The sequence below is a fragment of the Microbacterium enclense genome, from assembly GCA_038182865.1.
In the GTDB taxonomy this organism is placed as follows: domain Bacteria; phylum Actinomycetota; class Actinomycetes; order Actinomycetales; family Microbacteriaceae; genus Microbacterium; species Microbacterium enclense_B.
This window is the reverse complement of the sequence record CP116226.1, coordinates 1,006,064-1,031,902: the sequence shown is the minus strand read 5'-3', so window position 1 is coordinate 1,031,902 and position 25,839 is coordinate 1,006,064. Positions and strand designations below refer to the sequence as shown.

Below are 25,839 nucleotides of genomic sequence, written 5' to 3'. Positions count from 1 at the left end.
CCTTCGGTGTGATCAGTGTGATCCGGTGCGGGCGTCGTCGTCGACCTCGGGGGGTCGATGTGACAGACGCAGGGTGCGCGCGGCGAGACGGGTATCGGTGCCGCGCACGTGGAGGGTTCCCGTCGTGGCATCCCAATCGGTGTGCCAGGCGGGGAGGTCCCGGGGGAAGACCGTGGTCACCTCGACGTCGTGACCGACGAGGTGAGGGAACGACAGCGTGGTCGCGTCCGCGCCACCTCGCCGCCAGATCGAGACGAGGTCGCCGTCGGTGCCGCCGAGCCCCAGTGCGAGCCACGCGTCGTCCCAGCCGGGGAGGCCGAGCGGCCAGTGCGGCCGCGCCGTCGCGATCTCGGCGCGCAGCTGCTGCGCGACCTCGATGGCGGTGGCGACGCGAGAACGCTGCTCGGTGCTCATGCGGTTGAGGTGGCCCGAGGCATAGAAACGGCCGAGCAGGCCGGTGACGAGGCAGAACGCCGACTCCTCGGCATCCATCTCGGGTTGGGGGTAGGCCCAGCTCGCCGCCTGCTCGGGGAGGACCGACACCGGTGCGCTCGCGGCGATCGGGGGGTACTTGCGGAAGTCTTGCTGGTCGGATGTCGACTGCATCGCCAGGCGGGAGAGCATCGCGTAGTCCATGCGCATCGCTCCCGAGCTGCAGTTCTCGATGATGAGATCCGGATGCCGGTCCAGCACGCCGTCGAGCCAGTCCAGGTGCGCGCGGTTGTGGCCCAGGAGGCCGTCGCCGACGCTGTCGGCGTCGAGATCGGTGCCGGGCCCGGGGTTGATGTTGTAGTCGATCTTGAAGAATCCGATCCCGAACTCCGACACCAAGCGATCGACCACGGCGTCGAGGTGTGCCCGCGCGGCGGGGTGGCGCAGGTCGAGGTGGAATCGGTCGTGCTCCACGACGCGCTCCCCGTTGCGTTGCAGGAAGGCCTCCACGGGCAGAGTGCCGGCGATCGGACTCTGGATGCCGACCACCTCGGGCTCCAGCCAGAGCCCCGCGATCATCCCTTCGGCGCGGATCGCGTCGATCACTTCGCCGAAGCCGCCCGGGAAGCGGGTGGTCGACGGCATCCAGGCGCCCACGGAATCCCACCAGAAGCCCGAGTCGTCGTACCAGCCGGCGTCGATGCAGAACACCTCGGCGCCCACCTCGGCGGCCGCGCGGATGAGGGGGAGGAGCTTTTCCGTGGTGGGGTCGCCGTCGAGCGTGTTCATGTAGTCGTTGAAGATCACGGGCATCGCGGCGTTGTCGGGATGCGCGCGGCGCGTGGCACGACGGTGGTCGGTGAGGGCTCCGATGGCGTCGACGGCGTCCACGCCGAGGGCGAGTGTCGCGGGGACGCTCTCGAAGCTCTCCGCGGGGGCCAGCACGCGGCTCCACGCCGCGTCGGCGTCGGTGGGGCCGGAGAGGGCGAGGTAGCCCCCCGCGGTGTCTTCGCCGATCTCCCATCGCCACGCACCGTTGTGCTCGATCTGCCAGGCGAGGGCGAGAGACCGCTCGGGCGACTCGAGGATCCCGGTCGGCAGCTGGTGCGCGGTCGACCACGTGCCGGTGGACACCGCGGCGAACGCGCCGCGAGGGTTGTGGCCGGTGAGGTGCTCGGCGAGGGGAACGAAGTCGGGGCCACGCAGGGGAGTGCGCGTCCAGCGACCCTCGCCGAGCCAGTCGTTGGTGCCGGTGACGCGCGCCCAGTCGGCGAGAGCGTCGCCGTCGTGGTCGCGGGTGGTGAACCCGGCTGACCACGATGCCACGGCCCGCAGCACGATACGCCCGTCGCCGACGTTGCTCACGATCACCCGGCTGGTGACGGCGGCGACCCCCTCGCGAGCCGAGAGTTCGAGCCGGGTCTCGAGCTCGCCGGAACGTTCGCGGATCACGAGCGTCCGTCGCTCGGCATCCCTGATCTCGCGGTGGTCGACGTAGCGAAGGCGTGCACCGTGCTCGGTGTGGGCCAGTCGGCCGGACGCGGGGCGATGGCCGGCGTCAGCGGTGAGGACTTCGACCGCGGGAACGCGGTGGACAGCGACGGTGCGACCGGCCACCGTGAGGGCGGAGCAGCTGACGGGGGTGTCCTCGCCCCACTCGAAGGTCAGCGTCACCAGGTCGTTCCCCCACGTGAGGGTGGGGGTGGTGCCGGCGGCTGCGGGCTGCATCGTCGTCATTCGTCTCTCCGTCGCGTCGAACTGAGAGGACGCTAACCCAATCTGAAAGCGTTATCAAGCGCATCTTGAAACCGCTATCAAATACGGTTACGGTCTCCTCGGGCGCAACGCCGCGCCCTCTGATCGATGGAGAGACACCCCGATGAGACACCCCCGATGGATCGCCGCCAGCGCGATCGGAGCCATCGCGCTCAGCACGCTCGCCGTCGTCGCTCCCCCCGCGACGGCCGCCACCACCGACACCCTGTCCGTGGACTTCGCCACCTCGACCGGCGATTTCCGCGGCGGAGCGTCCGGCACGCTGTACGGGCTGGGCGACGACGGAGCCCCCACGCAGGCCCTGATCAACGGCGCCCACATCACCAACACCTCGCAGAAGGCGCCCTACGGCACGCAGCACCCCAGCGGCGATGCCCTCAAGATCGAGAAAGGGTTCTTCGCCAAGAACGGCACGCAACTCGACATCTATGTGCAGGACTACTACCCCGACTGGGCCTACAACGGTGGGAAGCGCCCCGGCGACGACCGTACCTACAACCAGGCAGACGGGACGTACACGAACCAGCCCAACGGCATCTGGGACTACCTCGAGGTGGTCGAGTTCGTGACCGAGGCGGTCGCGACGCAGTCGCAATACCCCGACAAGTACGTCTTCATCCCGTTCAACGAGCCCGACGGCGGCAACTGGTACTCCGACTGGACGTTTTTCACCCAGCAGTTCCTGCCCGATTGGAAGGCGGCGGTGGACAAGATCCGGGAGGTGTACGCGCGCCATGGCCTGGGCGACCCCGTCATCGGTGGTCCGGGCGACGCGGCGTGGCGTGCCGACCGCACCGGCGTGTGGCTCGACTATGCGAAGCAGACCGACACGTTGCCGCAGTTCATGATCTGGCACGAGTTGGGCATCGACAACCTCGCGACCTACCGCTCGCACTACGCCGAGTACCGCCAGATGGAGGCCGATCGCGGCATCAGCCCGCGTCAGATCAACATCACCGAGTACGGTCTCCTGCGCGACATGGGCGTTCCGGGCCAGCTGATCCAGTGGTTCTCGATGTTCGAGGACACCAAGGTCGACGCGCAGACCGCGTACTGGAACTACGCGGGCAACTTCTCCGACAACTCCGCCCGCCCCAACGGCGCGAACGCCGGATGGTGGATGTTCACGTGGTACGGCGACCTCGCCGGCAGCAAGACGGTCAAGGTCACCCCGCCGCAGCTGAACGTCGCGGACACCCTGCAGGGCATCGGCGCGATCGACGTCGCCGATAAGAAGGCGACGGTCCTGTACGGCGGTTCGGGTGCCGACACGGTCTCGCTCGACCTCACCGGGCTCGACGCCGGAGTGTTCGGCTCGAAGGTCGACGTCGAGGTCCGCGAGGCACCCCTGTCCGGTGCCGAGGGGCTTGCCGCGACGCCGCGCGTCGTCGCGACGCTCTCCGGAGTCGCCGTCGACGGCGGTGCCCTCCAGGTGAGCGTCCCCAACTATGACCGGTACGCCGGATACCAGGTCGTCGTGACGCCCGAACGGGATGCCGTGTCCGCGACGACGCAGACCTGGTCGACGTCCGTCGAGGCCGAGGACACGGCCCTCACGGGCGCTCAGGTCTTCACCCAGTCGCCCACCGGTAACGGCGGGTGGATGTTCCTGGCTTCGCACGGCCGCGACGTGGGGGCCTTCAACAACGCTTCCTCCCGGGCGGACTGGACCGTGACGGTCCCTCGCGACGGTACGTACCGCTTCCAGGTCATCGGCGCGACGCCCGGCACTCCCGGCCGTCACGCGCTGTTCGTCGACGATGCCGATCCCACGACGGTGCAGTACACCGCCGACCTGGCGCTGAACGACAACAGCAAGTGGAAGTACCGCGGGAGCGCCGAGGTGGAGATCCCCCTGACGCAGGGCACGCACACGCTCTCGCTGCGAGCGAGCGCCGACGGCTCCACCGTGTTGCCGAACTCCGACATCACGCTCGACAAGTTCGTGCTCACCGACGTCACCGACGGCGAGGCGACGGTCTACCCGGCGTCCACGACGCGCCTCGCGGGCACAGCCGCGCTCAACTTCGCCGGCCCCGGTCGTCGCGGGACGGCGGCGGTCGGTGCGGACGGCCGGGCCGACGTCTACGCCACGGCGTTCGAGTCGGGGTACTACGACGTGAAGGTCGATTACGGCACCGCGGGCCCCTCCGACGTCGCCGTCGATCTGAACGGGCGACGCGTCGCCGAGGCGACCGCCGACACCGCGGGCACCTGGTCGACCACCGCGCGCCTGCACCTGTCGGAGGGCATCAACGAGATCGAGGTGACGTCCGCGGCGGGGATCGCGCTGGAGGCGGTGACCACGACCCGCGTCGCCTCGGCGGACTCCGCTGCGGTGAAGGTCGAGGCGGAGTCCGGCACGCGCAACGGCGGTGCGCACGTGGGGTCGTACGACGCCGCGTCGGGCACCAACGTCTCGGGTGGCGAGTTCATCGGCACCCTCGGCAACGGCATCGACAACACGCTCAGCATCCCGCGAGCGACGGGCTTCGATGCGGCCGGCGACTACGACATCGTCGTGAAGTACGCCAACGCCGAGGTGTCGGGTCGCCACGACTACAACCCGCAGGTCGTCGACCGTCGGCTCCAGGTCTCCGAGGCCGGGAACGGGCTCGTGGGCGAGGGGTACTTCCGCTACACGTACGCGTGGAACAGCTTCTGGGAGCGGACGATCCCCGTGACGCTGTCCACGAGCGGCGGGGCCCTCGTGCTCGGCAACGACGGCCCCTGGGCTCCTGACGTCGACTACGTCGTCATCGCCCCGGCACGCCTCGGCTCGCCGACGACGGTTCCGGTCGGCTGACCCCGAACGAAACGGGTGCCCGCGTCCCTCACAGGCGCGGGCACCCGTCGTGCGCGCCTGTGGGTCAACCCAGGAACTCCCGCGCCGCCACCACGAGGTTCTCGACGCCGCGGTCGATCGTCGGCTGCATGACCGGGGCGAAGAACGGGGAGTGGTTGGTGGGGATGTCGCGTTCGATCGTCCCGCCCGCCAGGGCATCCGCGAAGGTCTGCGGGTCCACTCCGCCCCAGAACCAGTAGACGAGGGGGACGCCCGCGTCGCGCGCGAACCACGACACGTCCTCGCTTCCGGTGAACATCCCCGGATCGACGACGCTGTCCTCGCCGAACGCTCGACGGAAGGCCGCGGTCAGGCGGGCCGTGGCATCCGGATCGTTGATGGTCGGCGGCAGGGTGTGGTCCGTCGTGATGGTCGGCGTCTGCTCGGCACCCGAGGCCTGCGCCTCGGCGCGGACGATGCGCTCGACCTTCTCGAGCACGCGCTCGCGCGCGGCGTCGTCGGGGTAGCGCAGGCTCAGCTCGAGCTTGGCCTCGGCCGGGATGATGTTGTTCTTCAGCCCCGCGTGGATCGATCCGACGGTCACGACGGCCACATCGCGTGGGTCGGTCTCGCGCGACACCACGGTCTGCAGGCGCATGACGGTGGCGGCGGCCATGACGACCGGGTCGATGGTCGAGTGCGGGCGCGAGCCGTGGCCGCCGCGGCCGTGCAGGACCACGGTCAGTCCGTCGGATGCCGCCATCTGGGTCCCGGGGCGCACGCCGATCGTTCCGGCGGGCAGGGGCGTGACGTGCTGGCCGAGCACGATGTCGGGCTTCGGGTAGCGGTCGAGGATGCCGTCGTCCAGCATCGCCCGGGCACCGGCGCCGTACTCCTCGGCGGGCTGGAAGACGGCGATCACCGTGCCCGACCACTCGTCGGTGGTCGCGACGAGTCGCTCGAGCGCCCCGATCATCGCGGTGATGTGCATGTCGTGACCGCACGCGTGCATCACGGGGACGGCATTGCCGGCCGGGTCGGTGCCGCGGGCGGTGCTGGCGTAGGCGAGACCCGTCTGCTCCTCGACGGGGAGGCCGTCGGTGTCGGCTCGCAGCCAGACCACCGGGCCCTCGCCGTTGTCGATGCGCGTCACGATGCCCGTGCGGCCCACGCCCTCTTCGACCTCGAGGCCGAGATCGGCGAGGTGGCGTGCGATGACCCCAGCCGTCCGCGTCTCTTGGAACGACAGCTCGGGGTGGGAGTGCAGATCGGTGTACAGGCTCTCGAGGTCGACGCTCATGTCCCGAGCCTAGTTCGCCGTCTCGCCGCGCGCCCCGCGCTCCTCCCCTCCCGCCGCCCTCCGCCGCCCCTCCCGGTGCCGCGACGGCATTGAGTGTCCAAAACACCCGGACGCTTTCCAAAATGGTCCGGGTGTTTTGGACACTCAACGCCACCTCACGGCCCGCAATCCCCGCGGCGCGTGACCTGTAGCGGCGGTATCGGCCCCGGGGCCGATACCGCCCGCGGCGGCGCTACCGGATGCCACGACCCCTGGCAACCCGTCCGGGCCGCTCAGGTGCGGCGGCGAGGCTGGCCGCATGACCGGGACTGAATTCGACTACCTCATCGTCGGCGGCGGCATGGTCGCCGACACCGCCGCCCGCGGCATCCGCGAGATCGACGCCGACGGCTCGATCGGCATCCTGAGCGACGACGTCGACGAGCCCTACACGCGCCCCGCGCTCAGCAAGAAGCTGTGGACCGACGACGAGTTCACCTGGGAGAAGGTGCCGCTCGGCACCGCCGACGACACGGGTGCCGACATCCGCCTGCGCACGCGCGCCACGGCGATCCGCCCCGAGGCACACGAAGTGGATGCCGCCGGCGAGACGTTCTCGTACCGCAAGCTGCTCCTCGCCACGGGAGGAAAGCCCGTGCCCCTGCCGATCGACGACCACTCCGACGGCGAACGCGTGCTCACCTTCCGCACGGCAGAGGACTACCGCCGCTTGCGTTCCCTCGCGGCCGATGTCGAGCGCATCGCCGTCGTCGGTGGCGGCTACATCGGCTCCGAGCTCGCCGCCGCCCTCGTGCAGAACGGCGTCGACACCGTCCTGATCCACACCGGCGCGGTCCTCGGTGACGCCGTCTTCCCCGCCGCCCTCGCCGAGCGTTTCGAGAAGCTGTTCCGCGATGCGGGCGTCGAGATCGTCGCCGGCAGCAAGGTCGCCGGGGGAGAAGCGGATGCCACCGGGGCCCGCCTCGAGCTCGAGAACGGCGACGAGATCCGTGCGGATGCCGTGGTGAGCGGTCTCGGTATCGAGGTCGCCGCGGCGCTCGCCGAGGACGCGGGCATCACCGTCGACGACGGGATCGTCGTCGACGCGCAGCTGCGGACTTCGCTCGACGGGATCTGGGCCGCCGGAGACGTCGCGAGCTACCCCGACCGCCTGCTCGGGCGTCGCCGCGTCGAGCACGTCGACAACGCCAACGAGCAGGGAAAAGCCGCGGGCCGCAACCTCGCGGGTGCCGCCGAGCCGTACACGCATACGCCGTACTACTACTCCGCGGTGTTCGGGATCCGGTATGAAGCGGTCGGAACCCTGGATGCCGACCTCGAGACGATCGAGGACTGGATCGACCCTGAGCGCGGCGTCGTCTACTACCTCGACGACGACCGCGTGGTCGGCGTCCTGTTGTGGAACGTCGAGGACGCGCGCGACGCCGCACGCGCCGTGCTCGCCGAGGCCGACACACTCTCGCGCGCGGACCTCGCGGGGCGTATCCGGTAAACCCCGCATCGGCCGATTCGGTCGGTCGCTATGGTGGTGGTGCGCTGCGTGCCGTCGGCGCGGAACCACGCCAGGAGCACCCATGCCCGAGCCGCTCGAACTTCATCTGACCCTCCCCGCCGGACCGGCCCGCGACGCCGTCGCCACGGCCCTGTCCGAACAGGGCTTCACCGTGAACGCCACGGCGACGGGTTCGCTCGACGTCTCTCGCGGGAGCCTGGGCACGACCCTCGTGGCCGGAGCCTTCGCCGGGCAGGACATGCACGTGCGCTTCGACGTGCACGTGCGAGACACCCCCGAGGGGGCGGTGGCCGAGTTCGTCCACTCCGCCGCGGGCGGATTCTTCAAGGGCGGTGCCGTCGGCGCGGTGAAAGCCGGCGACGTCGTGCGCGAAGCGGCGCACCTCGCGGGCGTCCGTCTCGCGCAGCAGGGTCTCATCGTCGGAGCCGTCCCCGTCCCCCCGGCCCCCGCGGCCGATGCGGGAGTGGCGCCGACGCCGGGAATGGCGCCGACGCCGGGTGCCGCGCCGTCGGAGGGGGTTCCGGCGTACGCCGGGGCGGCATCCATCCCTCCGCCCGTCGACTACGCCAATCGCACGAACGTCGTGGCGATCTTCGCGATCGTCCTCGGGTTCCTCGTCCCGATCGGCGGCATCATCGCCGGCGCCATCGGCCTCGCGCAGGTCAAGCGCACCGGCGAGAAGGGCCGGGGTCTCGCGATCACCGGCATCGTCGTCGGTTCGGTGATGACCGTTCTCGGCACGATCGCCGTCATCGCGTTCATCGCCCTCGTCGTCGTCGGAGGCGCAGCGAGAGAAGCCGCGAACCCGGGAGACGGGGGCGTGTTCGACCCGAACGGGGGTGCTCCCTCGCAGGTGCTCTCGCTCCAGGTCGGCGAATGCCTCGACGACGTCTCGACGGGCATCATCACCACCGACAACCTCGTCGACTGCGACTCTCCGCACACGTACGAAGTGTTCGGCGACGTGGCGGTTCCCGACGGCGCCTTCCCGGGCGAGTCCGCCATCGACACGACGGCACAGCGGTCGTGTGACGAGGCCTTCGCCTCGTACGTGGGCGTCCCCTACGACGAGTCGACCCTCGACTACAGCTACGTCGGCCCCTCCAGCGACACGTGGGACCTGGGCGACCGCCAGATCGCCTGCCTCCTCACCGACCCGGCGGGCGAGACGACCGGGTCGTTGGCGAACTCCGGGCGCTGATCGCGGCGCGCCGGGGGTCTCGCGGACGGGCCCCGCCGGGCGTCTCGCGGACGGGCCCCGCCGGGGGTCTCGCGCTCCGGTCCCGCCGGGTCTCGCGCTCCGGCCCCGCCGGGTCTCGCGCTCCGGCACCGCCGCGCGAGAGGCGCGCGCCGACGCCAGGGTGTCACGCCGGCGGCGCGTCGGCCTGTGGGGCGTCGACCGGTGGCGCTGCCACCGGGGCCGTGGAGCCGCGGTCGACCAGCTCGAACGGCAGCGTGCCCAGGCCCGGAGCGGGGTCCGCTCCGTCGAGCTCGGCGAGGGCCGCCTCGGCCGCGCGCTCACCCTGACCGCGCGCGAACTGATCGACCGTGGTCAGGCCGAACCAGCGGCCGAGCTCGTGCCCGTCGACGCCGATGATCGACACGTCCTCGGGAACCCGGGCGCCGAGCTCGCGAGCGGCGAGGATCGCCCCGATCGCCATCTCGTCCGACGCGGCGAAGATCGCGGTCGGGGGCGTGTCGCCGTGGAGCGCGCGTGTCGCCGCCGCGGAGCCGCCCTCGATGGTGAAGTCGGCGGGCTCGAACACGGCGGCGGCGCCGATGGCATCCATCGTCTCGGTGAAACCGCGCCGACGGAGCGCCGGAACCGATGATCCCGCGTCGATCGTCGGATCGGCGCCGATGTGTGTCACGCGGCGATGGCCGAGGGCGATGAGGTGCTGGGTCGCGAGGCGTCCCACGGCGCGGTCGTCGACGGTGAGCGTCGTCAGCAACGGGTTCGGGCCGCCGATCGAGACCACCGGGACGCCGAGGCTGCGCAGGAGCGACGACTCGGCGGCATCCATCTCGATCGAGATCGTGATGACGGCGTCGATCCGTCGGCGGCGCAGGTGGTCGTCGAAGACGCGACGACGGTCGCCCGGGTCGGCGCTGACGCCGTACAGCGTGATGTCGTAGCCCTCGCGCACCAGGGCGTCGGAGATGCCCGCGAGCACGGTGCTGAAGAACCACCGGTCGAGGAACGGCACGAGCACCCCGACAGCCCGCGCCCGGCCGGTCGCCAGAGTCGACGCGGCGGCCGACACGACGTATCCGAGACGATCGGCCGCGGCCAGCACGCGGTCGCGGGTCGCGGACGAGACCGGGCCGCGTCCGCTCAGAGCCCGCGAGACCGTGGCCGTCGACACGCCCGCCGCCCGGGCGACGTCGTCGATACCGGCCACGGTCTCGCGAATTCCGATCGCGGCGGCTTACGCCGCGGCGATCCAGACGGTCGTATCGGTCGGCAGACGATTGCCGTCGAGCGGACCACTCGCGACGATCACCTCGCCGGCGGGAAGCTCGACGGCGTCGCCGCCGAGGTTCGCGATGACCAGCAGCGAGCCGTTGCGGAACGCCACGACGTCGTCGCCATACGCTTCGAGCCACTCCACGTCGCCGGCGCCGAGGTTGCGGGTGCGGCGTTCGGCGAGCAGCGAACGGTAGAGCGACAGCGTCGAGGCGGGGTCGTCGACCTGCACGTCGCGCGCGAGCGCGGCCCACTCCGCGGGCTGCGGGAGCCACGAATCCCCGGTGCTGTTGAAGCCGTAGGCGGGTGCGTCGGCGGTCCACGGGATCGGCACGCGGCAGCCGTCGCGGCCGTAGCGTTCGCCGTTCGTGCGGAACCACGTCGGGTCCTGGCGCGCGTCGTCGGGGAGGTCGATGACCTCGGGCAGGCCGAGCTCCTCGCCCTGGTACAGGTACGACGAGCCGGGCAGCGCGAGCATGAGCGAGGTCGCGGCGCGGGCGCGGCGCAGACCCTTCACGGGGTCGGGCTGGCCGGGCGACTTCGGGCCGATGCCGGCGCCCTGCGGGTTCTCCGCGGTCAGCGCGAGGCGCGAGGCGTGGCGCACGACGTCGTGGTTCGACAGGACCCACGTGCTCGGGGCGCCGACGGCGCCGTACTCCTCGAGCGACTCGGTGATCACGTCGCGGAGGGCGGCGGCATCCCATTTCGTCTCGAGGTAGTGGAAGTTGAACGCCTGGTGCATCTCGTCGGGACGCACCCACAGCGCGGTCTGCTTCACCGTCGGCAGCCACGCCTCGGCGCACAGCGCGCGGTCGCCGTCGTAGGCGGCGAGCACCTCGTGCCACTCGCGCCAGACGTCGTGCACGCCGGGCTGTCCCCAGTACGGGACCTCCTCGGCGTCGCCGCCCATCGAGCCGCCGTCGGGGTCGGGAGTGAAGTCGGGCAGGCCGTCGGCCTTGATGAGGCCGTGCGCGACGTCGACGCGGAAGCCGTCGACTCCGCGGTCGAGCCAGAAGCGCAGGATGTCGCGGAACTCCGCGCGCACCTCCTCGTTGGTCCAGTCGAAGTCGGGCTGGCTCTCGTCGAAGATGTGCAGGTACCACTGGCCGGGGGTGCCGTCGGCCTCGGTCACGCGCTTCCACATGCCGCCGCCGAACACGCTCTCCCAGTTGTTGGGGGGAAGCTCGCCGTTCTCGCCCGTGCCGTCGCGGAAGATGTATCGCGCCCGCTCCGGGCTGCCGGGGCCGGCCTTCAGCGCCTCCTGGAACCACGCGTGCTGATCGCTGGAGTGGTTCGGGACGAGATCGACGATGACCCGGATGCCGCGCTCGTGCGCGCCCGCGAGCATTTCGTCGAAGTCGGCCAGGGTGCCGAAGATCGGGTCGACGTCGCGGTAATCGGCGACGTCGTACCCCGCGTCCTTCTGCGGCGAGGTCTGGAAGGGGCTGAGCCAGATGGCATCCACTCCCAGCTGCCGCAGGTCGTCGAGGTGGGCGGTGACGCCGGGCAGGTCGCCCAGACCGTCGCCGGACGCGTCGGCGAAGGAGCGCGGGTAGATCTGGTAGATGACGGCGGTGCGCCACCATTCCGAGCCGGGGGCGGACGCGAGTTCGGGTCGCGAGTCCTGCTGCGTGAAAGTCATGCGGGCTACGTTAGTGCAAGCGCTTACAGTCGCGTCAAGCACGTCCTTGCCGCCGTCGCCCGCGGCCGCGCGCCGTCGCCCCCCGCGCGCTGCCCGCTCCCCGCGCGCTGCCCGCTCCCCGCACCCCCCGCGCGCTGCCCGTGCCCGCTCGCGCTCGCGTGACTGCCCCGCGGGCGTTGCCCGCACCCGCTCCCGTGGCTGCCCGTGCGACCGCCCCGCATGGGCTCCTGTGGACGCCCCGCTCGCCCGCCCCGCACGGGCTCCCGCCCGTGAGTGTCCAAAACACCCGGACGGTTCCGAAATCTGTCCGGGTGTTCTGGACACTCAACGGGGGAAGGCGCGAGGGCCGGCGCGCGAGGGCGCGGCTAGGCTGGGGCGGTGCCCGACGCCTCCGCTCTCTCCCACGCTGAATCGCTGATCACGAGCATCCCCGATTACCCCCAGCCGGGCATCGTGTTCCGCGACATCACGCCTCTGCTGACGAATGCCACGGCCCTGCGCACCGTCGTCGAGGCGCTCGTCGAGCCCTTCGCCGGCCGCTTCGACGCCGTCGCCGGGGTCGAAGCTCGAGGCTTCCTGCTCGCGGGGGCCGCGGCGATCGCCGCGAACGTCGGCCTCATGCCGATCCGTAAGGCCGGCAAACTGCCCCGCCCCGCCGCCGCGGTCGAGTACGACCTCGAGTACGGCTCGGCCACCATCGAGATGCACGACGACAACGCCGCGGGCGCGCGGGTCCTCCTGCTCGACGACGTGCTCGCCACCGGTGGCACTCTCGCCGCGGGGCGCGAACTGCTCGAGGCCGTCGGCAGCGAGGTCGTCGGCATCGCGACGCTGCTCGAGATCGATGCCCTCGGCGGCCGCGCGGCGCTCGGCGGCGACGTGCACTCCGTCTTCCACGTCTGATCCGCCGGGGGCGCGTGCTGCTGCACGTCGATCCTCGACGTCGTGGAGCGGGGCTGCTCTGACGTCGAAAAGCGCGGCCGGCGGCGGCAACGCATCTGGGACGTAGATCTGCGTTCGCTTCACGCGGGTCGCCCGCCGGCGTCGATGCCGTCGATCAGGAGCGCTATGCCGGGCTCGAAGTCATCCTCGAGATCGTCGACGCGGAGGGCATCCCCGGCCAGGATGCCGCACAGCGTGGCGTGGTCGGCCTCGTTGATCAGCCCTGTCAGCGCTTCAGCGTAGGCGTGCATGTCAAGCGATCCGCTCGCGAGGCTGCGACGCTGGATGGCCTCGTTGCGGACGAACGCCGCCAGCGACCTGAGCACGAGGAGCGATTGCGGGGCGTCCAGTCCGGCGGGCGCGATCGCACGCAGCCCCACTTCGAGATTCGCGACCTCGTTGGGCAACAGGGGCGCGCCCGTGATGGGCACGTCGAGGAGCCACGGGTGCGCGTCGTAGATGTCGCGAAATGTTCGGCTCCAGGACCGCAGGTCATCGCGCCACTGCCCTGTAGGGTCGCTGCGATTCGGTGCGAGCTGGGCGCGGTCGGCGAGGAGAAGGGTCAGCACGGCTTTCGACGGCACGTACCGGTACAAGGTCATGGGCCCCGTCTCGAGTCGCGCGGCGACCGCACCCATGGACAGCCCCTCGATTCCCTCCGAGTCGGCGATAGCCAAAGCGGCCTCCACCACCCTCTCCACGCTCAGGCCGCGCTGCGGACCGCGGCGGGGCGGATCCATCCTGTGCCACGCCAGGTCAGCCGCGATGAGACGGTCGTCTCGCGGCTCCAGACCATCTGACATCAGAACGACTCCCCTCCAGGTTGCGACGAACAGTTACTGCGTATAACGTACGCTAAATGAACGGCGTACGTCGTACGCAATGAGGAAGAGGTGTGTGACCGATGGCAGATGTCCTGATCTCCGGAGCGAGCGTCGCGGGTCCGGCCGCGGCGGTCGCCTTGACTCGTCTGGGCCACACGGTGACCGTGGTCGAGATCGCACCCGAGCCAAGGACCGGCGGGTATGCCGTCGACTTTCGCGGCAAGGCCCACCTCGACGCCCTCTCGCGCCTCGGCGTGCTCGACGACCTCCGCGAGGTCTCGGTGCCTGCCACCAGGACGTGCTTTCTGGCAGGTCCCGGCACGAGACTGGATCTTCCCGAGGAATTCACCGGCGGCGACCTGAACGTGCTCCGACGCGACCTGACACGCGTGCTGGTGACCCACTCGGGCGACGCCGACTACCGCTACGGCATCTCGATCCGGGAGATCACCGACGACCGAGACCGAATCGGCGTCGAGTTCACCGATGGGGGAACGGGCACGTTCGACGTCGTCATCGGGGCGGACGGCATCCACTCGCGTGTGCGTCGGCTGCTCTTCGGGCCGGAGGAACAGTTCGTCACCTACCAGGGGTACTGCGTCGCCGGTTGGGATCTGCCCAACACTGTCGGCGCCACCCCTGACCTCACTGTGTGGAACGCGCCCGGGAAGGCGCTCGGCGTCAGCCGCGATCCTCAAGACCCCTCGCGTGGGCACGTGTTCGCTGTCTTCGAGGCGCCGTCACTGCCGCGAGAGCTGCGCCACGACCGGCACGCCCAGAACACCTACCTCCGCCACACGCTCTCGCAGGTAGGTCCGCTCGGGCGGCAGCTCACCGAATACCTCCCCGGGGCCTCAGACATCTATCTCGACGCGATCGCCCGGGCAGACGTTACCGCCTGGTCGAAGGGACGTTGTGTCCTCCTCGGCGATGCGGCCGCCGGCGCGACCCTCGGCGGGATGGGCACGGGCACGGCCGTGGTCAGCGCATTGGTGCTGGCCGATCGACTCCAGCACGACGAACCCGCGTCCGCCTTCCGGCGATACGAGGAGCTCGTCCGGCCCTACGCCACGGCCTGCCAGAAGGGCGGCGACACCGCCGGCCGTTTCTTCGCACCCCGATCCCGGCCAGGGATCGCCGCCCGAAACCTGTTCTTCAGTACCCCCGTCGGCCGCCGCATGCTTCTCGGGACCGGCCGCGAGCGGAGCGAAGGCCTGACGCTTACCGCGTCGATTTCCCTCGGCGGCCCCGAGAACCCCGGGCGGTGAGAGCAAGGCGTCGGGTCGGTCCAGATGTGATTGCCGCCATAGTGGTAGCTGTGTACCGGGAGTTCGCATCAAAGGCGCCAGGGGTGCTTTGCACCTGGGAGCGGTCCGGTGACGGTCACGGCTCGACGCAGATCATTCCGGACGGCTGCGTTGACATTGTCTGGTTTCGTGACGGACGGATCGAAGTAGCCGGTCCCGACACAGGATCACGTTCGGTCTCCGTGGATCCGCAGGACATCGTGGGTCTTCGGTTCGCCCCGGCGATGGCGCGGGGATTCCTTGGTGTTCCCGTCGGAGCATTGCTGGATGATCAGCCTCTCCTACGTGACCTGGGAGCACGTTCCCTGCCCGTCGCACGACGGTTGGAGGCCCAGATGACGCAATCCACCCGTGAGCGACGACAGGTGCTGGAAGGCGAAGTAACCCAAGCCGCCCTGCGATTCGACGACCTCACGCGAACCTCCATCGGCCTTATCCGAAGAGAACCGCGGATCAGGGTTGGAGCGCTGGCGGCCGAGTTGGGCGTCAGTGTCCGGCAGCTTCACCGCCGCTTCGTCGAGGAGGTGGGATATGGTCCCAAATTCTTTGCTCGGGTGGTGAGGCTCCGTCGCTTCCTCGCGGTCGTTGAAAGAGAGCGGGACTTGAGCATCGCGTCCTTCATGGCCGGATACGCCAGCCAGTCACATATGAGCGACGAAGTGCGCGAACTGACATCCCTGACCGCCGTCCGATTCGTGGAAGCGTGGGGTGGAGGCAAGAACTTAGCATCAGGGGCATGAGCAAGAGAATCGACATCGCCAGTCGTCACGTCAGCGTGGTCGTGCACGCCGAGCCCTCAGCGGTCTACGACTTCGCCCACGACGTCGTGAACCTGCCGAAGTGGGCCTCGGGGTTGGCGGCCGGTCCGATCAGACGGGTAGACGACAGACTGATCATGACGTCTCCGATGGGTGAGGTGACCGTGCGGTTCACCGAGCAAAACAAGCTCGGCATCTTGGATCACGACGTGACCCTTCCTTCAGGAACCACGGTGAACAACCCCGTCCGCGTGCTCGCACACCCCGAAGGAGCCGAGGTCGTCTTCACAGTTCGTCAGATCGAGCTCACCGAGGATGAGTTCGACCGCGACGTCAGTCTCGTCCTGAAGGACCTCCGCAAGCTCAGGGATCTCGTCGAGTCGAGCACCCCCATCGCGTGACAGAACCCGGCAGCGTCACCGGACATGCCGACTCAGCGAGGGTGCTGAACGTGTTCGCATCGGCTGACCGCCCAGCGACACGTCGCCGCCCCCGGACTGGGACGAGACCGCACGCGCGATCAACGGGCGCTGTCGTCAAAGAGCATCGTCGTCTGCCGCGCTCTCCTGGCCGATAACGTCCGGAGCGCCTCGGCTGTCGAACGCTCCTTGGGACCGGCCGCGAGCGGATCGAAGGCCTGACACTTTCCGGGTCGATCTCGCGCGCCAGCGGCCCCGAGACCCCCGGGCGGTGAGAGCTCGACGTCGGCTCGAGTGGTATGTGGGCTCAGCGTCACCTACCGGCAGGTCACCGGTGAGCGGCGCGTGTTCCTCCATCGCCGCTTAATGGACGCGGTTGCGAAGTCAGGGTGGACGACATAACGACTGTTGTGCGACCCTCGTTTCATGTTTCGAATGGAACTTGGCGCGGCAGTTTCCGGAGTGTGTGAGATCGGATGCTCGTTGGAACCGACGGCGGATCGGCGCGGTCTGGTCTCCCGGTCGGTCGTGCACCTGCGCGATTTGGCGCTGCTCGAGCGACGCCGCAACCGGGCTGAATGGCGCTGCCGAGCCGACAATGTCCGAAGCGCCGCAGTCGCTGAGCGCCTCGGCATGACGCTCGAGGGTGCGGTGCGAGGCGCATCGTCGAACAGCGGTGCTTTCCACGACAAGCAGGTTTGGGCGATTCTGCGGTCGGAGCTCTGGGCCTCCCGCTCAGGTGCTGCTCATGGGTGACCGAGTGCGCGGTGCGGGCACGCGTCGCGTTCCTCACGTTCGCCGAGTCGTGCCTGTCCTCGAGGTGGAAAGCATCGAGACGGCGCGCCGGTACTACGAGGAGATCTTGGGGCTGCGCGTCGTGATGGACCACGGGTGGATTGTGACCCTCGCTGATGCTGGGGATCCTTCAGGCTCTCAGATCAGCCTCATCACTCGTGATGCCACCGCTTCCGTCAACCCAGAGCTGTCTGTGGAGGTCGACGACGTCGACCTCGCGCACTCGGCAGCGATCGCAGCTCACACGCTCGTTGTCCACGAACTGCGCAACGAGCCGTGGGGAGTGCGACGCTTCTTCTTCCGCGACGACGACGGCCACGTGATCAACGTCTTGGCACATCTTCCTTCGGACAGCGCTGCTGACGTCTCGCACCCGGAAGGAAGTGCGTGATGACCGACGAGTCATACGCCGGGCTTACGTAGAAGGCGCCCAGGGAGAGCTCTGCGGGCTCCGGCCCGACGCCGCGTGCGCCGACGGCCCGCGCCCGCACGACCTCTCCTAGCTGCGCGTCAACTCCGCCGCGGGGGCGTCATCTGCGGCCCGGCGCCGGAATGGAGCCGCGAGCGTCGGCAGGATCTCGCGCCGGTGCACGATCAGCAACGTCACCGCGATGACGACCTGCACGGCGGAGAGGACATAGCGCCCCGCCGTGTCGGTGACGAAGAACTGCACGGCGAAGATCGCCGCCAGGGCGACAGCCGACCGCCAGTGGAACCGCAGGGCGATGATCACCGCCACGCCCATGAGAGTCTGTGTGCCGGTGAGCACGAACTCCTCGATCTGTCGCGCATCCAGCGGGAGAGCGGTGTCTCCGCCGCCGAAGAAGTGTGCCAGCGGCAGGGAGCCGACCAGCAGGCTCCACTGGTTGATCTTCGACGCGATCAGGGTGCCGATGGCGGCCGCGCCCCATCCCCGCAGGGCGAACATGACGGCGACGATGAACTCCGGCGCTTCGGATGCCAGGGGCGCGAGCCACTGCACGAGGAAGTAGCTGTCGATACCCAGCGCGGAGCCGGATGCCACGAGCGCTTCGGCGAAGGGTTCGGCGCACGCGAGGATGATCGCCGCGGCCACCACGAAGAGCGCGATCACCGTCCAGCGGCGCGGGCGCTGCGGGAGGTCGGCGATGAGCTTGGCGGGGCCGACGAACTCTTCCTCGTCGTCGCTGTGGGCCTGGCTCGCCCGCCCCAGGTAGAACGCGAACGCCGCGATGAGCAGCAGTCCGAACCAGATGGGGATGCTGCCGACCAGGGGGATCGTGAAGGCGACGACCGCGAGCACGGCGAGGAACCCGACGTCGAGGCGCGATTCTCGGGGGAGCTGCAGGAAGCTCCGGCGGGCCGGATCCCCGCGACGCAGCCCGCGGTTGGCCACCAGCAGCGCGACGATCACCACGAGGGGCCATCCGAACCCGAGGAGCAGCCGGTTCGAGCCGGTCATGTTCGCCGCCGCGAACTGCTCGTAGGCGGCATCGCTGCCCGAACGGAAGGCGTAGTACAGGTCGACGGCATACTCCGGGAGGACCGCGATGAGCGCGAGGATCGCGATCGCGAGGGGGCCGGAGATGTCCTTCTGCGCGGCCTCGGCCGCCCATGCGAGCAGGAAGCTCGCGGCCACGACAGCGGCGCCGAAGATGACGAGATCCAGCACCGGATTCGGGGCGAACCCCAGGATGCGGAAGACGATCGCGGGTGCCGCGATCAGCAGGCACAGGGCGATACGGCGCAGGAGCGCAGGGGGCATGGTGACCTCCGGTCAGTCATGACCGAAGACGGATAGGGGTGTCCTCGGCCGGGCGGGCCGAAGGTCTCGCTCGCCCGGTGGTGGACCCACGCGGGTGGGATGCCGGGCCGTCGCCGTGACGGCCAGTGTGTCGACATCGCCGCGGGCCGATGACCGGCCCGGAGCTACTCCCCTTCGCTGTGAACGAGCCTGGCCGACAGTCGGTGAAGCTGCAAAGCTCCCGCGAGGATTCTGAGCATTTCGGCCTCCCGAACCGCGTCTTTCCGCGGATCGTGAGCGGCTGTCTCCAGGGTTTCGAGCGGCCGAAACGCAGCGTGCGCGTCTGCGTGCGACCTTCCCGGAGACGCGTTTCCTTCCCGCGCCTGACCAATCTCCGATATGTTTCGGTTGCGCGAACCGGCCCGGTTGTTGCGTACACAGAGAATCGGGGCGCATTCGATGGCGAGAGTACCGTTCATACGCGGCGCGACGGTCGGCGTCCTGGTCGTTGTATCGCTCATCTCCTCTCTCATCGTCGCAGCGCCTGCGAATGCCACGCGATTCGGATGGCCGTCCTCGTGGACGAATCCTGCGGGATCCGCTCCGTGGGAGGACTGGAGTTTCAACACCTGCGGGTACGCCACAATCGGCGGTGAATCGGCCGCCCATCTCGGCGCCGACTCACAGGGCTATACCTCAGGGCCTGTGCGTTCTATCGGACACGGCTGGGTGAAGCGCTCCACGGGCAACCGGGGGATCGACTCGATGCTTCACGTCGAGTACCAATCCACGGCGGGTCCCTTCACCGTCATCTACCAGCACACCGTTCCCACCGTCGGCGTCGGAGCCGAAGTGTGGGCCGGAACACAGGTCGGAACTGTTGCAGCATGGGGAGGGAACAGTCATGTCCACGTTTCGTTGATTCCGGGGCCCTATTCCTCCTCGACCTCGAACTACGGATATCGCGGATGCCAGTCTGGAAAGGGCGCTAATCAGGGCCATGTGAATCCGATTCCGTGGCTCGCGGCCAACGGTCCGTCGGAGTCAAACGTCGCTGAGGGAGCATTTGTCGCCTACCAGAACCACGTATATCGAATCGCGGGTGGGGCGCCCATCTACGTCGGTTCGTGGAATGCAGTCGGGGGAGAGCGTCCGGCTCAGGCGTTGACGGATGATCAGTGGAACCGACTGCCCCGTTACCCGAAGGACGGCACGTTCCTGAACAGTGGCGCGACGGGCGCGGTTTTCCGTGTGGCTGGTGGAGCACCTGTGTATGTGGGGTCGTGGGATGCGGTCGGCGGGGCCCAGCCGGTCGTGACGATCGATCAGGCGGCGATCGACAATGCTGATGGTGGTGCCCCGTGGGATCACCTGCGTCGGTACCCCGCTGACGGCACGTTCCTGAACAGTGGCGCGACGGGCGCGGTTTTCCGTGTGGCTGGCGGAGCACCTGTGTATGTGGGGTCGTGGGATGCGGTCGGCGGGGCCCAGCCGGTCGTGACGATCGATCAGGCGGCGATCGACAATGCTGATGGTGGTGCCCCGTGGGATCACCTGCGTCGGTACCCCGCTGATGGCACGCTCGTCAGCAGTGGCGCGACGGGCGAAGTCTTCCGTGTTGCGGGTGGCGCGCCTCTGTACGTTTCGTCGTGGGACGCAGTCGGAGGCCCTCAGCCGGCAGTGACAATCGATCACGCGGCGATCGACAATGCGGACGGCGCTGCCCCGTGGGATCACCTGCGCCGCTATCCCGCGGACGGGACGTTCCTCACAACAGTGGCGGGGCAGGCCTATCGCGTGGTCGGACGAGCCGCGCTTCCTTTGGGCTCGTGGGCCGCCGTGGGCGGCGTCCAACCGTCGACGCTCATCGATGGCGCAGCGATCGCGCGATCAGGCTCGCCCGCGCCCTGGAATCATCTGACATCGGCACCGACGGACGGCAGCGTCGTCATGACGCAACCCAGCGCGAAGTCCTACCGGTTCAGCGCCGGGTACTGGCGGTTGGTCGCAAGGACGCCAGGTGCTGTCGTAATCGGTGATGCCACCACCTTCCCGTCTGCGGTGACCCCGCGGACGCCCACCTTCAGCGGTTCTCTTCGCGTCGGCAGCGTCCTGACCGCCAGCGCCGGTGAGTGGAAGCCAGCACCGGTCACCGTGACGTTCCGTTGGTTGCGCAACGGCACGCCTATCCCTGGAGCCACGGGCAAGACGTATCGCCTTGTCGCCGCAGACGCCGGCACGAAGATTGCGGTCGAGGTCAAAGGCACCGCTCCCGGCCTGCGCTCCGTCGCGGTGTCGAGTGCCGGGAAGTCGATTGCCACGCAGGCGTTCTCCCAAGCTCCTCGACCCGTCGTCTCGGGGAAGATGGCTGTCGGCTCTACCGTGAAGGCGTCCGTGGGAACGTGGTCCCCTGCGCCCACAAAGCTCATGTTCCAGTGGCGGCGTGATGGTGTGACCATCCCGGGAGCGACGGCCTCGTCGTACAAGATCACGACCAGCGATGCGGGGGCACGCCTCACGATGACGGTTGTGGGCACGAAGCCGGGCTTCACGAGGACATCCCGAACGAGTGAGTCCCGGCCGGTCGCCCGTCGGTAGAGCGGCTCCGTCCCCGGATCCGCGTTTACGACTGCAGGCGGGGGCTTAGCGCCCGCCTGCAGCCCGCTCGGTGTCGCGGTCGTCGACGAAGTGCTCGCGTCGCAGCCATTCGCCGAGTCCCGGGAGCGCGAGGTACTCCTCCGGTGCGCGGCGCACGGCGTCATCGTGCTCTCCGTACGCGGCGAAGACGGCGAGCTTTCGGGCCACGGCGTCTGCATCGAGATTCGCCGGCAGCGTGAACACCGGGTATCCCATGGCGTAGCGAACGATCTCACCGTCGATGAGCCCGGCGTCGACGGCCGCGGCGACGAGCCGGCCCACACCGCCGTGGTCGGGATGATCGCCCACGGCACCGGGCTCCAGACCCGGCAGATGCGCGAGCACCGTCGTCGCACTCGACCCGGAGACGAAGGCGGCGATCGTCTCGACGAGGCGCGTGACGGTGAACGTCTGGCCCGTGTCGAGCGTCGTCAGCGTCGGGATGTGTCCGCTGAGAAGGCGGGCGATGGTGCTGTACCCGGTCGCGTACCAGCCGCCGCCCGTGAGCCCCCCGTCGGGCAGGCGCAGGAAGGCCAGCCGGATGCGGTCATCGTCGACGGGCGAGGTCGTGACGACAGTGACGCCGTTCGAGAGAGTCGTCTCTCGATCCGACCACGCCGTCGACGACCCGCGCATCACGTCGTACGCGGCACGGATGCCCGTCTCGCGATCCGCCATGTACGGCGACAAGCCGGTTCCGGCGTCGGAGGCGGTCAGGAAGAGATTCCGCACACCGTGACCGTCCTGGATCGCGCGGTCGATCGTCGGTGTGGCGAAGAGGAGGTCGTCGTCATAGTGCGCCCAGATCCCGGCGACAACGGGCATCGGCATGTTCATCGGCGGGTGAAGAAGTCGAACCGATGGGCGTAGTGGGTCGGCGTCACCACATGGTCAGCGCCCGCGGCGGGCAGCACCGCCCGGTCGAAACGAGGTGCGGCGAGTGCGTCGAGGTCCGGGACGCGTCGACCCGCCATGTCGTTCCACCCCACCACGAGCCATCCGCCCGGCCGCAGGACCGCGGCCGATGCCTCGAGCCCGCGCGCGACCTCGTCGGCGGTGTTCAGCCCCCACCCGAAAACGCCGTTGCACATGACCACATCGAACGTGTCGGGAGGATAGACCGATGCCAGCTCGGTCATCGAGAGGGTGTGATGGTGGCGCCCGGCGATGCGCTGCATCGCGGGATCGACATCGATCGTGTGGTACTCGACGCCGCGGTACAGCCGAGGGTAGGTGCGGGTGTACCAGGCCACGCCGACGTCCAGCACCCGACGGACATCGTCCTGCCCGAGGAACTCGGGGACGATGACATCTTCGAGCAGTACCCGGTCGGGCGTCGCGAGCCGCCAGCGGCCGTTCTTCCACCTCAACTTGCTGTGCAGACGCACGCGGCGGGGGATCAATCGTCTCCAGATGGGGGGCATCAGCTCTCCAGTCGAGTTCTGCCCATGATGGGCCACAATGCGCACGAACGTCGACATTCCCGGCCATTTGACGGCAGATCGGCGCCGGGAGGCGGGGCCGCGCCGCCGGGTCGAGGCCGTCGGGGCGACCGGCTCAGCGCATGACGCTCGCGCCGAGCTCCACCGGGCTGCCCTCGATGTTGCCGACGATCCCGCGGATCACGCCCGTGCCGTCCTCGCGCCGCAGGCCGTCGTACCAGGCCTGCGTCGCGGCCACATCGAACGCGTGCGTCTCATGCGCACGCTTGCGCGCCCGCAGCACGAGGTCGCCCGCCCTCTCGGTGCGGATGCGCTCGTACCGCTTCAGCGAGTCCTCGACGCTGAGCGTGGTCGTGGCGAAGACGATGCCGAGCGCGAAGCTGTCCTCGAGCGCCGAACACGCCCCCTGGCCGATGTCGGGGGCGGTGTTGTGCGCCGCGTCGCCCAGGATCGCGACACGTCCGCGCACCCAGGTGTCGAAGGGATCGATGTCCCAGATCTCGACGCGATTGAGCGACTCGTCGGGATCGATGCCGTCGAGCAGCGCCCGAACGCCGGGGGCGCCCCATGACCCGAACGCGGCCTCGAGAGCCGCCATCCGGTCCTCGACCACGCCCGAGGGGCCGGGCACGTCGACGAAGAAGTAGAAGCGGTCTCCGGCGACGGGCATGACCGCACACCGCTTGCCGTCGCCGACGTACGTCGTCCACTGGTCGAGCGGTCCGATCCGCTCGTCCGCCGCGACGAGGCCGTTGTAGTTCACATACCCCGAATACGTGCGTTCGGGGCGGATGCCGGTGGGCTCGGTGACGTAGTCGCGCACCAGGGAGCGCGCCCCGTCGGCTCCGATGAGCAGGTCGGCGGTATCGGTGGAGCCGTCGGCGAAGGTGGCGGTCACGACCCCGTCGGACTCGGAGACGCCGGTCAGCTGCTTGCCGAGGTGGATGTTCGCCGAGCCGACGGCATCCATCATCAGCTGTTGCAGGTCGGCGCGGGCGACGGGGTACGAGCGTTGGCCGGTCTGCGCGGTGACGGGGGCAAGGCTGAACCGACAGAGCTCCTCACCGGTATGGCCGTCGTAGTAGGCCATGTCGTCCATGCGGCCGCCGAGGGCGGCGATCTGCGGGCCCAGGCCCAGCCAGTTGAGCACCTTCACCCCGTTCGACCACAGCGACAGCGCTGCGCCGACGGGGCGGTTCTCACGCATGCGGTCGTACACGACCACCTCGTGGCCGAGCTTCTGCAACGCGAGGGCCGCGGATGTGCCGCCGACCCCCGCACCGATGACGATGACCTTCATGACGCTCCTCAGCTGCCGCGGTAGGTCGAATAGGCGAACGGGCTCAGCAGCAGCGGCACGTGCAGGTGCGCCTCGCCCGCGACGGTGAAGGCCACCGTGACGACGGGATGGAACGAGGCGACGTCGCGCCCCCGGAAGTAGGCGCCGGTGCCGAAGGTGAGGGCGTAGTCGCCGTCGTCGAGCCGCTCGGGGCCGAGGGCGAGGCGGCCGTCGGCGTCGGTGCTGGCCGCGGCGATCGCGGTGCCGTCCAGACGGGCGAGTGCCACGGCGACACCGGCCGCGGGCGTGCCGGTGGTGGCATCCAGGATGTGGGTCGTGACGTGGGTCATTCGGCGTCCTCCGGTTCGGCGGGCGCGTCGTCTGCGAACGTCGTCCGCAGCCGGAGCAGCGCGATCTCGGCGAGCTGGCGCGTGGCCTCGATGGTCTCGCTGTCGGGGTCGTTGCCGAGGCGGCGCTCGAGCTCCGCGCGCATCTCGCCCGGGGTGCGGCCCGCCGCGCGGATGAGGAAGACGCGACCGAAGCGCTCCTCGTACGCGGCGTTGCCGGCGGCGATCGCGGCGACGTCGTCGTCTGCGGCGGTGCTCATCGATCCCTGTTCGCGACGGGATGCCGCGGCCTCCGCGCCGTCGCCCGACACTTTCGCGCCGATGCGGGGGTGGGCGTGCAGGGCGGCCTCGAGGTCGGCGGGCGACCACGCCGTCGCGAGGTCACCGGCGTAGGCGGCGAGGGCATCGACGCTCGCGTAGGGGCGGCCCGCGACGATCGCGTCGACCCATCCCGGAATGTCGGCCCAGACACGGACGACCGCCGTGGCATCCGCGTCGTCGAGGGCATGGAAGTCGTGCAGGTGCATGCCGGCCAGGCTAGGCGCTCTGCGTTACGGGGCTGTGGCGAGATGTGTCGGCGATGTTGCTGTGGCGAACATCCCAGGGTCGGGCTCGCCGTCGGGAGAACAGGGGATGTCACGAGAACAGGCCATCGTTACCGGCCTCGGCCTATTCTGGTGTCTTCCCCTGTCTTGGTGACGTGACGCCGTCTTGGTGACGCGACGCCGCGGGTGGCGAGCGGCGCCCTGCGTCAGGCGTGCACGATCAGCCAGTGCGCGACCGCGTCGACCTCGCCGGTGTTGTGCAGACGGTGGGGGACCGAGCAGGGGTAGCTGATGGCATCTCCCGCCCGCAGGATCACGCGCTCGGCCTCGAAGTCGATCGTGAGCTCGCCCGCGACGACGGTGCCGACCTCGTAGCCCTCGTGGTGGAAGAGCCCGTCGGCGCCGTGCGCGGCGGCGCCGGGCGGGTAGATCGACTCGAAGTAGTCCACCCCCGGTGAGGTTCCGGGCGTCAAGCGGCGGAAGGACACCCCGCTGTCGAGCACGATGTCCGATGCCTGGCCGGCCCGCTGCAGAGTGAAGCCCGACGGCCCGACGGGTTCGACGGGGCGATCGGATGCCGGATCGAAGGCCGCCACGAGGGGAACGCCGAGGGCGTCGGTGATGGCGATGAGGCGCGAGACGCTCGGCTGCATCACGCCGCGCTCGATCTGCGACACGGCGCTGGGAGAGATGCCGAGGGTCTTCGCGAGCGCACGCGCCGAGATGCCGCGGGCCTGACGGAGGTCACGGACGCGCGCGCCGACGGATGCCGGGGCCTCGGCCGCGGAGCCCGTGCCTGCCGCGTCGGGCTCGACGGCGTCGGCGAGGGGCGGGTGCGGCATGCCCCGAGTCTAGGCAGGCGCGAGGAGTGAAGGAGCGACTTCACATGCTCGTTACAAGAGCGAA

At 69.6% G+C, this 25,839-nt stretch carries 22 protein-coding genes; 10 read left to right on the top strand and 12 right to left on the bottom strand.

Annotated elements, in window-relative coordinates; translation table 11 throughout:
- Positions 1 to 12: 12 nt before the first annotated feature.
- On the bottom strand, positions 13 to 2,169 hold the full coding sequence (locus PIR02_04775) for an alpha-galactosidase (protein WZH37981.1): 2,157 nt from the start codon (positions 2,167 to 2,169) through the stop codon (positions 13 to 15).
- Positions 2,170 to 2,311: 142 nt separating this feature from the next.
- Between PIR02_04775 and PIR02_04770 the strand changes: the two genes are divergently transcribed.
- The gene (locus tag PIR02_04770; GenBank protein ID WZH37980.1) at positions 2,312 to 5,014 is read left to right on the top strand and encodes a hypothetical protein; all 2,703 of its coding nucleotides are present in this window, start codon (positions 2,312 to 2,314) and stop codon (positions 5,012 to 5,014) included.
- A gap of 64 nt (positions 5,015 to 5,078) precedes the next feature.
- Here the strand turns inward: PIR02_04770 and PIR02_04765 are convergent, their stop codons facing one another.
- Complete coding sequence (locus PIR02_04765; GenBank protein WZH37979.1) at positions 5,079 to 6,293, bottom strand: amidohydrolase; 1,215 nt, start codon at positions 6,291 to 6,293, stop codon at positions 5,079 to 5,081.
- Positions 6,294 to 6,591: 298 nt separating this feature from the next.
- Here PIR02_04765 and PIR02_04760 point away from each other — a divergent pair, with 298 nt between their 5' ends.
- On the top strand, positions 6,592 to 7,785 hold the full coding sequence (locus PIR02_04760; GenBank protein ID WZH37978.1) for an FAD-dependent oxidoreductase: 1,194 nt from the start codon (positions 6,592 to 6,594) through the stop codon (positions 7,783 to 7,785).
- 82 nt (positions 7,786 to 7,867) lie between these two features.
- Complete coding sequence (locus PIR02_04755) at positions 7,868 to 9,007, top strand: septum formation family protein (protein ID WZH37977.1); 1,140 nt, start codon at positions 7,868 to 7,870, stop codon at positions 9,005 to 9,007.
- 163 nt (positions 9,008 to 9,170) lie between these two features.
- Here PIR02_04755 and PIR02_04750 read toward each other — a convergent pair whose 3' ends face one another.
- Both PIR02_04750 and PIR02_04745 read right to left on the bottom strand, forming a co-directional pair.
- Entirely contained in the window at positions 9,171 to 10,208 is a 1,038-nt protein-coding gene (locus PIR02_04750) for a LacI family DNA-binding transcriptional regulator (protein WZH37976.1), read from the bottom strand.
- Positions 10,209 to 10,235: 27 nt separating this feature from the next.
- A complete protein-coding gene (locus PIR02_04745; protein ID WZH37975.1) occupies positions 10,236 to 11,915 on the bottom strand; it encodes a glycoside hydrolase family 13 protein in 1,680 nt (559 codons plus the stop codon).
- Between the two features lie 378 nt (positions 11,916 to 12,293).
- Between PIR02_04745 and PIR02_04740 the strand changes: the two genes are divergently transcribed.
- On the top strand, positions 12,294 to 12,818 hold the full coding sequence (locus PIR02_04740; GenBank protein ID WZH37974.1) for an adenine phosphoribosyltransferase: 525 nt from the start codon (positions 12,294 to 12,296) through the stop codon (positions 12,816 to 12,818).
- A 119-nt stretch (positions 12,819 to 12,937) separates the two neighbouring features.
- Here PIR02_04740 and PIR02_04735 read toward each other — a convergent pair whose 3' ends face one another.
- A complete protein-coding gene (locus PIR02_04735) occupies positions 12,938 to 13,597 on the bottom strand; it encodes a TetR/AcrR family transcriptional regulator C-terminal domain-containing protein (GenBank protein ID WZH37973.1) in 660 nt (219 codons plus the stop codon).
- Positions 13,598 to 13,761: 164 nt separating this feature from the next.
- On the opposite strand from PIR02_04735, the gene PIR02_04730 reads away from it, so the two are divergent.
- From PIR02_04730 to PIR02_04710, 5 genes are all read left to right on the top strand, one after another.
- Positions 13,762 to 14,949, top strand: coding sequence for an FAD-dependent monooxygenase (locus PIR02_04730; protein ID WZH37972.1), 1,188 nt, complete (start codon positions 13,762 to 13,764; stop codon positions 14,947 to 14,949).
- Positions 14,950 to 14,999: 50 nt separating this feature from the next.
- Entirely contained in the window at positions 15,000 to 15,728 is a 729-nt protein-coding gene (locus tag PIR02_04725) for a helix-turn-helix domain-containing protein (GenBank protein ID WZH37971.1), read from the top strand.
- Positions 15,725 to 16,147 carry an SRPBCC family protein gene (locus tag PIR02_04720; protein ID WZH37970.1) on the top strand — a complete coding sequence of 141 codons (423 nt, stop codon included), beginning with the start codon at positions 15,725 to 15,727 and terminating at the stop codon, positions 16,145 to 16,147. Before PIR02_04725 ends, PIR02_04720 begins: the two co-directional genes overlap by 4 nt.
- Positions 16,148 to 16,600: 453 nt before the next feature.
- Positions 16,601 to 16,921 (top strand): GNAT family protein, encoded by a 321-nt coding sequence (locus PIR02_04715; protein ID WZH37969.1) that lies wholly within the window; start codon positions 16,601 to 16,603, stop codon positions 16,919 to 16,921.
- A gap of 49 nt (positions 16,922 to 16,970) precedes the next feature.
- Positions 16,971 to 17,351 (top strand): VOC family protein, encoded by a 381-nt coding sequence (locus tag PIR02_04710; protein ID WZH37968.1) that lies wholly within the window; start codon positions 16,971 to 16,973, stop codon positions 17,349 to 17,351.
- A 108-nt stretch (positions 17,352 to 17,459) separates the two neighbouring features.
- Here PIR02_04710 and PIR02_04705 read toward each other — a convergent pair whose 3' ends face one another.
- Positions 17,460 to 18,704, bottom strand: coding sequence for a sodium:proton exchanger (locus tag PIR02_04705; protein ID WZH37967.1), 1,245 nt, complete (start codon positions 18,702 to 18,704; stop codon positions 17,460 to 17,462).
- 708 nt (positions 18,705 to 19,412) lie between these two features.
- Between PIR02_04705 and PIR02_04700 the strand changes: the two genes are divergently transcribed.
- Positions 19,413 to 21,281, top strand: a complete 1,869-nt coding sequence (locus PIR02_04700; protein WZH37966.1) for a hypothetical protein — start codon at positions 19,413 to 19,415, stop codon at positions 21,279 to 21,281.
- A gap of 45 nt (positions 21,282 to 21,326) precedes the next feature.
- Here PIR02_04700 and PIR02_04695 read toward each other — a convergent pair whose 3' ends face one another.
- The 6 genes from PIR02_04695 to PIR02_04670 form a co-directional block, all read right to left on the bottom strand.
- A complete protein-coding gene (locus PIR02_04695) occupies positions 21,327 to 22,145 on the bottom strand; it encodes a PIG-L family deacetylase (GenBank protein WZH37965.1) in 819 nt (272 codons plus the stop codon).
- 8 nt (positions 22,146 to 22,153) lie between these two features.
- The gene (locus PIR02_04690) at positions 22,154 to 22,744 is read right to left on the bottom strand and encodes a class I SAM-dependent methyltransferase (protein ID WZH37964.1); all 591 of its coding nucleotides are present in this window, start codon (positions 22,742 to 22,744) and stop codon (positions 22,154 to 22,156) included.
- A 133-nt stretch (positions 22,745 to 22,877) separates the two neighbouring features.
- Positions 22,878 to 24,062: an FAD-dependent urate hydroxylase HpxO gene (hpxO, locus tag PIR02_04685; GenBank protein WZH37963.1), complete on the bottom strand. Its 1,185-nt coding sequence runs from the start codon at positions 24,060 to 24,062 to the stop codon at positions 22,878 to 22,880.
- Positions 24,063 to 24,070: 8 nt separating this feature from the next.
- Positions 24,071 to 24,391, bottom strand: a complete 321-nt coding sequence (gene uraH, locus PIR02_04680; GenBank protein WZH37962.1) for a hydroxyisourate hydrolase — start codon at positions 24,389 to 24,391, stop codon at positions 24,071 to 24,073.
- Positions 24,388 to 24,915 (bottom strand): 2-oxo-4-hydroxy-4-carboxy-5-ureidoimidazoline decarboxylase, encoded by a 528-nt coding sequence (uraD, locus tag PIR02_04675; protein WZH37961.1) that lies wholly within the window; start codon positions 24,913 to 24,915, stop codon positions 24,388 to 24,390. The genes uraH and uraD overlap by 4 nt, the downstream gene beginning before the upstream one ends.
- 224 nt (positions 24,916 to 25,139) lie before the next feature.
- Complete coding sequence (locus PIR02_04670) at positions 25,140 to 25,775, bottom strand: XRE family transcriptional regulator (GenBank protein ID WZH37960.1); 636 nt, start codon at positions 25,773 to 25,775, stop codon at positions 25,140 to 25,142.
- Positions 25,776 to 25,839: the final 64 nt, after the last annotated feature.